Here is a 9921-nt window from a genome sequence, read left to right as displayed (position 1 = left end):
GTCCCCCGCCCCGAAGGAGGTCCCCTTGGGGGATAGGGGGATTGGCGGATTGGGGGATCGTCCCCTCGGCGGGCCTGGCGCGAAGCGGCAGGTTTGGGGGCGCCTGGTAGTGGACGATTGTTGCTTCCATCCTAGTCGGTCGGCAGTGAAACGGGGAGTAACAAGGTCGTCGTGAGTCCCGGCACGGGCGGGGTCATCCAGCGGAGCGCTCGCCCGTGGCCAAACGACTGCACCTTGCCTGCCGCCGCAAGCGAGTCGAGTGCCCGCTGCACGGTGCGCTGGCTGGCTCCAAGCGCAAGCGCGAGAGCCGAACTCGACCACGACTCGCCGTCGGCGAGGAAGGCGAGCATCGCCGCATGCTTGTCTTCGACGGGCCGCGCCAGCACCACAACCTCGGGTGCGTCGCGCGGCACCAGCGCAAACCCTCGCGTCGTCGCGCTCACGCCGGCCAGCGTCCCGAGCACCCTGCGAAGCCGCCCGACTTCGACTCGCAAGCGCGCGCGATGCGATTCATCAGCGTGTTTCGCCCGGAATGCCCGCGCGACGAGCGCGTCCCTCGGCACGTCTGACGGCCACGCTTCGCCCAGCGCGCGTGCCAGCGCGAACAACACTGGACGCCTCGCGAGCGAGACCACCGTGCCCGCGTCGCGTACGACATGGCGGCACGCGTCCACGACGAGCACCTTCGACGCCAGTAACGCTTCAACCTCGTCGAGCAGCAGGAGCCGCTCCTCGCCGCGCGCAATCAGGCGCGCCGCGGGCGTGTTCAGGACGTGGGATGCGCTTTCGACTTCCGCGGTCAGCGCCGGGATTCCCGCGTGGCGCGCGGCGTGCTCGGCCCGGGCGAGCGCGGCGCGCGCCGACTTCGTCCGGAGGCGCCGCATGGCGATCCCGGCGACGACCAGTTCGTGGGCGGCCCGCGACGCGGGCGGGAAGGGCGCGGGGTCGAGTTCGGCGAGCGTACGCTCGGCTTCGTCGAGGTGCCCGATCAGGAGGAGACGCCGGACCTCGAGATACCGCGCGTGCGCGGCGTTCACCCGGTCGCCGTGGGCTTCGAGCGTCGCCCGCGCGGCGTCGAGCGCCTTCGCTGGCCAGCCCAGGTCGCGCGAGACGAGTGCGATCTCGGCCTCGGCGACGATGCACCTCGCGCGGGCCACGGCTTCTTTCGGACCGAAGGCGCGCGCCGCACTTCGCAAGAGCGCCTTCGCCCGAACGAGATCGCCGAGCTGGGCCATCGCGATGCCGCGAAGCGCGAGCGCCGGTGCGTCGTCGCGCAAGGCAACCCGGTTCAGCGCGCCGAGGGGATCCCCCGCCGCAAGCGCGCGCGCCGCGGCCGTGACTAGCGAGTCCATGGTCTATTTGAATCCCGCCACATTTGTCACTCCCACCGTTCGAAGTCCGGAACTAATCTAGCACGACCACCAACCAGCACGTCGTATCGGGAGCTGAACGAACGACGAGGAACACCCGACGGAGGGAAGCATGACGACGACACATATGACCGGCACACGTGAAGAGTGGCTGGCTGCGCGGCTCGATCTGCTCAAGGCGGAGAAGGAGCTCACGCGGAAGGGCGACGAGCTGGCGCGTCAGCGGCAGGCGCTGCCCTGGGTTCGAATCGACAAGCCGTACCGATTCGAGACCGATGAAGGGGCCGCCTCGCTGCCGGACCTTTTCAGAGGACGCTCACAGCTTCTCGTCTACCACTTCATGTTCGGGCCCGACTATACGGCGGGGTGCCCGTCCTGCTCGTCGATTGCGGACGGGTTCAATGGCATTGCCGTGCACCTGGCGAACCACGACGTCATGCTGATGGCGGTGTCGCGGGCGCCGCTTGCAAAGCTGCAGACTTACAAGCGCCGGATGGGGTGGACGTTTCCGTGGGCGTCCTCGCACGGCAGCGACTTCAACTTCGACTTCAACATTTCGTTCACCGAGGAGCAGCAGCGCGAGGGGCGCGTCGAATACAACTACGAGCGCGGCGGCCACGCGATGGACGCGACACCGGCGCCCGCGCCCGTCGCCCAGTTCGCGGCCACCTGCGGAACCGACGCGTCCACGTATGCGCGCGACCGGCCGGGATTGAGCGCGTTCGTGCTCGAGGACGGCGTCGTCTACCACACGTATTCCACCTACGCGCGCGGCGTGGACGGCATCTGGGGCATGTACCAGTGGCTCGACCGCGCGCCCAAGGGGCGCAACGAGACGGGCATCTGGTGGCGCCGTCACGACGAGTACAACCAGCGCTGAGCAGGGTCATGAGTGACGTTGGCGCAACCGGGGCACGGGATTTCTCGCGACGCGCGGTTTCCGGGCGGGCTTCCCGGCGAGCCTTCTTCGGCGTCTCGGCGCTGCTTTTCGCCGCCAGCGCGGCGGCGACGATTGTCGGGTGCGCGGCCATGTCGGCGATGGGTGAGATGCCGATGCCCGGCGGCTGGACGATGTCGATGGCGTGGCTGCGGATGTGCGGGCAGACGTGGCCCGGCGTCGCGGCGTCGTTCCTCGGCATGTGGGGCGTGATGATGGTGGCGATGATGCTGCCATCCCTCGCGCCCACGCTGTGGCGCTATCGCCAGGCGGTCGGCAGAACGGGCGAGACGCGCCTCGCCTGGCTGACTGTTCTGGTGGGCGTGGGCTATTTCTTCGTGTGGACCGTGTTCGGCGTGGCCGCCTTTGCGCTGGGCGCCGCGCTGGCGGCTGTCGAGATGCAGCTGCCCGCGTTGGCGCGTGTCGTTCCGATCGTGGCCGGTGTGGTTGTTTTGAGCGCTGGCGCGCTGCAGTTCACCGCCTGGAAGGCCCGCCACCTTGCGTGCTGCCGGGAGGCGCCGGGGTGCGGTCGTACGTTGCCGGCGGACGCCGGCGCTGCCTGGCGACACGGCCTGCGTCTGGGGCTGCACTGCAGCTACTGTTGCGCAGGCTTGACGGCGATCCTTTTCGTCATTGGAGTCATGGACCCGCGCGCGATGGCGGTCGTGACGGCAGCTATTACCGTCGAACGTTTCGCATCGGACGGGGAGCGCGTCGCGCGAGGCGTCGGCGTTGCCGTCGTCGCGGCAGGATTGTGCCTGATCGTGCGAGGGGCTCTCGCGCAATAAACGGTAGCGGCGCCGTGTAATCAGCGTTCTCGTACATTCCGCGCGCAGATCGACACCAACTTCTACGGCGCCGTCAACGTGACGGCGCGCGGCAAGGTCGCGAAAATCTCCGTCTTTTCGATCGTTCGACGTGCCGTGGCGTCTGGTAGGCTACCGTCTTTACAGACGCGCCTTCAGCTGCAGACGCGGCCAATCTCACCACGCGCGTGGGTCAGCGCATGCTCGAACGATAAGACCATGATGACGCGTCGACCGAACATCCTGATTGCCATCAGTATCGTGCTGGCCAGCGCGATACTCGCGATCGCGGTGTGGGTGCTGGCGCAGATGCGCGATGACGCGTTGCGGCGCGCCCAGGATTCGGTCTTCAACGTCTCGCTGCTGGTCGAGCGCGATGTGTCGCGCAATCTGGAAATCTACGATCTGTCGCTGCGCGCGGTGATCCAGGGTTTGAAACATCCCGGCGTCCTGAACCTGCCGCCCGAGATCCGCCAGATGGTCCTGTTCGACGGCTCGGCCAGCGCGAAAGACATGGGCTCGATCCTCGTCACCAACGAAACCGGCGAAATCGTGTTCGACTCGCGTGCGAGTCCGCCGCGCAAGATCAACCTTGCGGACCGCGACTACTTCAAGGTTCAGCGCGACTCTCCCAACGTCGGCCTGTACGTGAGCCGTCCGTTCATGCCGAAGGTGCCCGGCACAGACATCAGCATCGCGTTGAGCCGGCGTCTTTCGCGTCCGGATGGCAGCTTTGCCGGTGTGGTGGTCGGCACGATGCGCCTCACTTACTTCCGGCGTCTGTTCGCCGGCATGAATCTCGGTGCGGGCGGCTCGATGGCGTTGATGCTGGCCGACGGCACGATGCTGATGCGCCGTCCGTACGATCCGAAAATCATCGGCCGCAATCTCACCGGAACAGCGAACTACACCCGCTTCACCCAGCAGCCGAGCGGGGAATTCTTCGGCACGGCGGCGATCGACGGAGTCGAGCGCTGGTATGCGTTCCGCCATATCGACGTCTATCCGCTGATTCTCGACGTTGCGCTGTCCACGCGGGACATCTACGTGGAATGGCGGCATCGCGCGTGGATCATCGGCTCGCTGATCGCCGCGCTCGATCTGACCATCATCGCGCTGGCCGTGCTGTTCTCGCAGCAATTGCGGCAGCGCCTTGCGGCCGAAGCCGAGTTGCGCGTGCTGGCGCGCACTGACGGGCTGACCGGGCTGAACAATCGCCGCAACTTCGAGGAACATGCCGAAGAAGAGTGGCTCCGCGCGCAACGCAGCGCGTGGCCGCTGTCGGCGCTGTTGATCGACGTGGACAGCTTCAAAGGCTTCAACGACCTGTACGGCCATTCGGCGGGCGACGAAGCGTTGATCGGCGTGGCGCGCTGCATTGCGCAGAACGTGCGGCGCCCGGGCGACACGGCAGCGCGCTACGGCGGCGAAGAGTTCGCCGTGCTGCTGCCGGATACTGACGAACTCGGCGCGGAGCGTATCGCCGAGCAGATTCGCGCCGCGGTGCAGGCGCTTCAACTACGGCACGTCGCCAGCTCTCACCATGTGCTGACCGTCAGCATCGGTATCGCCAGCACCAAAGGTCACACCTTCGCGACGAGCCACGCGCTGGTCGACGCCGCCGACGAGGCGCTCTACGAAGCCAAAGATGCGGGCCGAAATCGTGTGATGCGTTATCCGGCGGCACGTGCGGATAGCGGCACGTTAGTCGAGCAACCCCACCGATAGGCCGGGTGCCTCATCGGCGAGCGGCCTTTAAATTTCAGGCTTGCCGCCCACGCCTTTATCACGCTTGCGTAGTTTCAAACGGCAGTCCCATCCCAGCGACGACAAAACGAATGGACGAAAAAAACCGCTCACGCCGGGGGACGTGAGCGGAAAGTCGGAGAGTTACAACAACATCGATCGCATGCGCTTACTCATGGGTTACTCATGGGATGTGAACGCAGCAAGAGAAAGTCTAAGAGTCCGGCTGCATCTCATATATCAGACAACTCCCAATCCATGCGCGCGGCAGCAGCCTAGCGCGGCTGTAAAAGTTTGCGGAAAATGCCCGTAAGCACAGTAACGGTTCGTGTGGACAAAAACGGCCATCCTCGTAAGTTCATCAAGGTGGCGGACCCGAAAAAGTGGGTGCCATATGCGATATACGTCTACGAGAAAGCCCGTGGAACCATCCCGGCCGGTTGGATCGTGCGTCATAGCGACCGCGATTCAATGAATGATGAGGTGTACAACCTTGAAGCGACGACGCGCGCCGAACATCTCGCAGAGCATCGCGACGAACACTTGCGCATAAAGCGAATGAAGCGCAAACAACGGGCGTAGCGTGCATACAGACCGGACGGCGCTTCGTCGGCATCGAACTTGATCCGACGCACTTCGAAACCGCATGCGAGCCCATCAACGACGCGCACCGCCAGGCCTTGCTGTTCGATCATGTGAGCGGGGCGCAGGAACAGGCGCGGTTGAGCCTTTAATAACGCGTTGCGCGTCAATCGTCGAATTGTCCAAGCTCCTTTGTGCGGGCCTTGGTCATGGATGACATACACACCCAAAAACGAATGTATTTTTCTGACCCTGGGCCCATGTCATAGGCAGCGCTATAGCAGTAGCTATCACGGTACTGGACCCATGCGGCCTGCGACTTCAGGAAAGACGGTAGCGCTACGGGTTCATCGTCCGGTTTCGCGTAATCGTTATCGTCTTTCTTGATTTGAGCGGTAAGCGCCGCGAGTTTCCGATTTAACGTTGCGACCGCGCCCTCGAATTCCCTATGTTCGCATTCCTCCAAATCCTCCGTTGACGCCCCATCGCCTGTATTGCACAGGCGGTCAATTTCCGCGCGCGTATGGCCGTGAAAGTAGACGGCGGACGGTTCGAAATCCCGGTAATCGAACTACCCCGAATAACGGGTCTTTGCGGACGTAGGCGCTACAAAGGCGAGTGACAATAGCGTGAGTGCGAGGTAATGATATTTCATGTTCGTTTGTGCGATACAAAAAGCCCCGCCGAAGCGGGGCAATCTTTCACTCATCGGTATTAGGCTTGGTCAATTCATCAAGCCTGCTCTTTGTGATTCGAGTCATGCAATCCCAAAAGTCAATAAAGCGCAACGATGCCTGACCAACTTGATATATTTCCGCGTAGCACTCATTATCCCTATAGAGCTGCCAATTTGATTGAGCTTTCTTAAAGAACGGAAGTGCTTCGGGTTCGTCATTAGCCCGGTGCTCTCGGTCGCTATCTTTTGTGACATTTTCTATTTGAGCGAATTTATTATTTAGAACTTTACTGACCATTTCATAGCGAAATTGGGCACAGGCAGACAAATCCATCGTACCAAGCATTTCTTTTTTGCAATACGATGCGACTTGCTGACGGGTTTTCCCTGAAAAATACGTACTGGTAGGCTTTGCCTTTTTGTAGTCAAATTCAGACCCATAGATCGATGATGAGGCATAGGCTGCATTAGCGATCAAAAATAGAACAAAAAGTATACTAGTGGCGCGCATCATAAATCCCCGTTTCAAAGAGGTTGGCTTCCAGGCGGCGACGCCATGGCACACGTTGCGAAACAAACGAGCGAATTACGTCTCGCATCCTATTGTATTCACCGCTGTTTGGATAATTTGCCAAGTGCTTCGAGCGTGATTCTGGATACCACGGATCACCGTTTCTTGGATATGGCCCAGTATTAAAAAGGATCGATACGAGCGCATCATATTCGTATTGATATAAAGGCACTCTAACGTCTCGATTAATCGCGGCTTCGATGGGCCGCAAGTTAACCGTGCCAGTTGCTGCCTTGGATGGGCGTGATGTCAGTTTTGGTGACGGTGTCACCGCAGTTCGACTCTTGGTATGCAGAGTCTGGTGCCAGGGTCGGTAACTTATCGCCGGGTCTCAAGCGGAATATGCTGTTTCCGCCAGCCGCTATTTTTTCTCGATGCTGAAGCCATCTGCTACGAAGCTTATATGGGAGCCACCGCTGAGTTCGAAGTTCAGGTCGTACTGAAAATCCATATTCATGAAAGTGTAAGCGCGCTTTTATATGCGCCCGAACATGCAAAACCAATGGGTTGTTCATCGACACGTTTGAGGTTCGGCGTCCGCATTGATATGCCACAGCGTTCCTCCGCGTTTGGATCAATAGAATTGGTTCCTATGCTTCTGATGTGAGCTGCATCGGCTGCCGATTGAGCATAGGTCATCGAAGTTAGCAGCAGGCCACATGTCACGATGGCGAGACGAATCATTGTGTACTCTCCATTTGGCGCACCAATCCCACTTCAGCGGGCATGTTGCATGTATCGCCAAGAATAAAATAGACGTGGCGAAAAAACTGCTGTCGTTCCGGCAAGCCGCCTGCGCCTCCAACCAGACGAAAACAGGCCTGGACATCCTGGTTGCTGGAACCGCGATCCGCTTTCACGCTAATACGAATCTTGACCCAGAAATAACCCGCTGAGTCCGCCGCCACTTCCGCATCGGATTGCAAAAGCTTCGGATTGGGATCGGTCGTAAAGTCCTTGGCACGGTAGTGGCCATAATCTCGATAACTGTTACGCCAGCTATACGCCTGATATCGCGCCTGAAGGCCGTTGACTGCAGAGAAGTTACTTGATGCGTGCCCCACATTCACCATTTGTTTTATTTGCCGAAGGTTGTTACGCCAGATGCAGCATTGGCATCAGCCGGTGTTGGGGTGTCGACAAACTTGACAGACTCAAGGATCGCCTTGATCCGATCAAGATCGCTGCGAGTCTTGCGATCCGTCAGCCATTTAACCGGCGTGTTCCCACACAACGCGTGGGCCTTGTGGATCAGACAGAAGTGAAAAACGCGAGCCCGTTGGCGCTCGTCACCGGTTGTGTCATCGTCGGTGTATGCCATCCCGGTCCAGTTTGCTCCCTTCAATGGGATTGTTCGAGCGTTCGCCTGCTTCTCGAATGGAACGAATTCGGGGCCGTTGACCGGTCCGTACCTCAGCCAGTTGCCCGCTACATACCTTGCGTTTAGGGCACTAGTAATTCGTTCTTCGTTGGCGTCTACACAGAAAAGACCAAAACCACCAGCTAGGAAGGCCATCGGACCCATAATTGGGAGGTAATACGCCCCCTCTTGCGGCGGCGAGCGATCAGGATGAGGCACCCGAAACTCCCCACCAAACATATTCGCGATTTTAAAATGACATGGGCCGACAACGTTTTCTGTCGTCGTAGCCCGCTCAGTCAAAGCCGGAGCAGGGTCCTGCGCTGCAGCAATACTAAAGAATTGCGCTGCTGCCAAGCTGGTTATACAGAGGCAAAGGATCGCTTTTTTCATCTGGATAGTCCGCTCTACGTTACCAGTCAGGATTTTCTTTCAGTGCCCCATCCGCACCCGGGAACCGAATTCCCTCCATCGACATGAAAAGCGCGGCTGTATAGGCCTGATACCGCGCCTGAAGACCGTTGACTGCTGAGAAGTTACTTGATTCATGCCCCACGTTCACGGTGGCCGCGACTTGTCCGAATGGTTCACTGCTGTAGTAAGGCTTTGGCGTGTTAACCACTTGTTTCGTGGCACGTCGCAGAGCCGGCGACTGGTCGGCAGGCCGGGCCGCAACCGACCATGCCCAGTACGCGCCAGCGCTGTCGGATGCGTCAAATTTCTGCGTCGCCACATCGTCCCGCCACCTCTTCATGTCTGCCGGCACATAGGCCTCTGCCGCCGCGAGGGCTGCGTTGTTGTGTGCCTGATTCGACGCGTGCGCAGCATTGTGAAGGCGATCAGCCAGTGCCTGGTCGACCTGTCGGCCACAAAAGCGCCAGTACTGCACATAGTTATCGGGCCAGGTCAGTTGCAAGAACCCGCGACCGAACCACGGGAAATATCGCTGCTGCTGCGGCGAGCCCTCTGCCAGCAATCGAAACCATTGCGTCTCTTGCATCGCATTGCCCAGAAACGCTGCCTGCCGCAGTCGTGTGGCTATGCCGAACTTGCGCATTGCCCTGTTCAGTTCGATGCCAAATCCATCTACCGTATTCATCTGGGGGTGTACCGGCTCCGAAGTCCATTGCGATGCGGACACACGGCGTAGAGCTGTTGGAGGAAACATCTGCTTAAGTTCTGCCATGCTCAACCACCCGCACCTCCTGAAATGCCGGATGAACTGGAGCGGATGAAAGAACCAAAGTTTCGTACCCGGTTGCAGGTGCGTCGCATCCCAGAACTGGAACTGCTTCAGCAGAGCGATAAACTTCCCATATCCGGCGCTATCACCATAATAGAATTCGCCCTGCTGGCTGAGCAGCTTTCCGTAGCGCGCATCGTTATTTGTACCGTCCCACTCGCTCGGCGCCTGACAGACAAACCCTTTGAGCAGATCACGCACACCGGCCGTAGTCCTGACGTACCGAACAAGCGCTTCTTCCTTCTGGCGCTCCTCGTGTTCGCCTTGCTCCTGCTGCGTCTGATGCTCTTTCGCAGGTCCCAGGATCGCTTTCAATCGATCAATGTCACATAGCCCGTCAATTGCAAACGGGCTATTGCCTTCATCAACCTTTTGCCAGCTCGCGAGAAACGGGAAATCGGCGTCGGACAGCTTCACAATCGTATTGTTGTTAAGGTCGATGTAGCCCTCCTGGCCAGTCGCGAATGCTGCACGTATCCATGTTGTTCTTGCCCGCCCTGCAGGAAGGGTAGGCGAACCTGACAGGATCCGGCCGAAGCGCAGCAGTTCATAGCCGTCGCTCGGACACGCCGGATAAAGTTTCGTTGCCCGCTCGTACAGCTTGTATTCGTACTCCGGCTCTGCCTTGTT

At 60.0% G+C, this 9921-nt stretch carries 11 protein-coding genes and 1 pseudogene; 4 read left to right on the top strand and 8 right to left on the bottom strand.

The features are described 5' to 3' along the window. Positions 1-131: 131 nt before the first annotated feature. Positions 132-1352: a helix-turn-helix domain-containing protein gene (locus AC3WLT_RS36210; protein ID WP_492596370.1), complete on the bottom strand. Its 1221-nt coding sequence runs from the start codon at positions 1350-1352 to the stop codon at positions 132-134. 130 nt (positions 1353-1482) lie between these two features. On the opposite strand from AC3WLT_RS36210, the gene AC3WLT_RS36205 reads away from it, so the two are divergent. From AC3WLT_RS36205 to AC3WLT_RS36190, 4 genes are all read left to right on the top strand, one after another. Beyond that, a complete protein-coding gene (locus tag AC3WLT_RS36205) occupies positions 1483-2250 on the top strand; it encodes a DUF899 domain-containing protein (RefSeq protein ID WP_492596369.1) in 768 nt (255 codons plus the stop codon). Between the two features lie 8 nt (positions 2251-2258). Beyond that, complete coding sequence (locus tag AC3WLT_RS36200) at positions 2259-3095, top strand: DUF2182 domain-containing protein (RefSeq protein ID WP_492596368.1); 837 nt, start codon at positions 2259-2261, stop codon at positions 3093-3095. A 237-nt stretch (positions 3096-3332) separates the two neighbouring features. Next, positions 3333-4841: a sensor domain-containing diguanylate cyclase gene (locus AC3WLT_RS36195; RefSeq protein ID WP_492596367.1), complete on the top strand. Its 1509-nt coding sequence runs from the start codon at positions 3333-3335 to the stop codon at positions 4839-4841. A 348-nt stretch (positions 4842-5189) separates the two neighbouring features. Next, the gene (locus tag AC3WLT_RS36190; protein WP_492596366.1) at positions 5190-5441 is read left to right on the top strand and encodes an HNH endonuclease; all 252 of its coding nucleotides are present in this window, start codon (positions 5190-5192) and stop codon (positions 5439-5441) included. Positions 5442-5607: 166 nt separating this feature from the next. Here AC3WLT_RS36190 and AC3WLT_RS36185 read toward each other — a convergent pair whose 3' ends face one another. The 7 genes and pseudogenes from AC3WLT_RS36185 to AC3WLT_RS36155 form a co-directional block, all read right to left on the bottom strand. After that, on the bottom strand, positions 5608-5943 hold the full coding sequence (locus AC3WLT_RS36185; protein ID WP_492596371.1) for a lysozyme inhibitor LprI family protein: 336 nt from the start codon (positions 5941-5943) through the stop codon (positions 5608-5610). 199 nt (positions 5944-6142) lie between these two features. Then, on the bottom strand, positions 6143-6631 hold the full coding sequence (locus AC3WLT_RS36180) for a lysozyme inhibitor LprI family protein (protein ID WP_492596365.1): 489 nt from the start codon (positions 6629-6631) through the stop codon (positions 6143-6145). Then, on the bottom strand, positions 6615-6860 hold the full coding sequence (locus AC3WLT_RS36175) for a hypothetical protein (protein WP_492596364.1): 246 nt from the start codon (positions 6858-6860) through the stop codon (positions 6615-6617). Before AC3WLT_RS36175 ends, AC3WLT_RS36180 begins: the two co-directional genes overlap by 17 nt. Before the next feature lie 281 nt (positions 6861-7141). Further along, complete coding sequence (locus tag AC3WLT_RS36170; protein ID WP_492596363.1) at positions 7142-7372, bottom strand: hypothetical protein; 231 nt, start codon at positions 7370-7372, stop codon at positions 7142-7144. After that, the gene (locus AC3WLT_RS36165; protein WP_492596362.1) at positions 7369-7761 is read right to left on the bottom strand and encodes a hypothetical protein; all 393 of its coding nucleotides are present in this window, start codon (positions 7759-7761) and stop codon (positions 7369-7371) included. The genes AC3WLT_RS36170 and AC3WLT_RS36165 overlap by 4 nt, the downstream gene beginning before the upstream one ends. 5 nt (positions 7762-7766) lie before the next feature. Next, positions 7767-8441 carry a hypothetical protein gene (locus tag AC3WLT_RS36160; protein WP_492596361.1) on the bottom strand — a complete coding sequence of 225 codons (675 nt, stop codon included), beginning with the start codon at positions 8439-8441 and terminating at the stop codon, positions 7767-7769. A 19-nt stretch (positions 8442-8460) separates the two neighbouring features. Then, positions 8461-9921 (bottom strand): annotated as a pseudogene (locus tag AC3WLT_RS36155) (hypothetical protein); the annotation flags it as partial.

This window comes from Paraburkholderia sp. FW306-2-2C-D06C (genome assembly GCF_058781505.1).
The sequence above is the reverse complement of the archived record's forward strand: the minus strand, read 5'-3'. Positions and strand labels throughout refer to the sequence as shown.

What these genes read in the sequence shown, in the direction of transcription:
- AC3WLT_RS36210 (WP_492596370.1), bottom strand. Translation starts at nt 1,352, where the DNA reads ATGGACTCGCTAGTCACGGCCGCGGCGCGCGCGCTTGCGGCGGGGGAT.
- AC3WLT_RS36205 (WP_492596369.1), top strand. Translation starts at nt 1,483, where the DNA reads ATGACGACGACACATATGACCGGCACACGTGAAGAGTGGCTGGCTGCG.
- AC3WLT_RS36200 (WP_492596368.1), top strand. Translation starts at nt 2,259, where the DNA reads ATGAGTGACGTTGGCGCAACCGGGGCACGGGATTTCTCGCGACGCGCG.
- AC3WLT_RS36195 (WP_492596367.1), top strand. Translation starts at nt 3,333, where the DNA reads ATGATGACGCGTCGACCGAACATCCTGATTGCCATCAGTATCGTGCTG.
- AC3WLT_RS36180 (WP_492596365.1), bottom strand. Translation starts at nt 6,631, where the DNA reads ATGATGCGCGCCACTAGTATACTTTTTGTTCTATTTTTGATCGCTAAT.
- AC3WLT_RS36170 (WP_492596363.1), bottom strand. Translation starts at nt 7,372, where the DNA reads ATGATTCGTCTCGCCATCGTGACATGTGGCCTGCTGCTAACTTCGATG.
- AC3WLT_RS36165 (WP_492596362.1), bottom strand. Translation starts at nt 7,761, where the DNA reads ATGGTGAATGTGGGGCACGCATCAAGTAACTTCTCTGCAGTCAACGGC.
- AC3WLT_RS36160 (WP_492596361.1), bottom strand. Translation starts at nt 8,441, where the DNA reads ATGAAAAAAGCGATCCTTTGCCTCTGTATAACCAGCTTGGCAGCAGCG.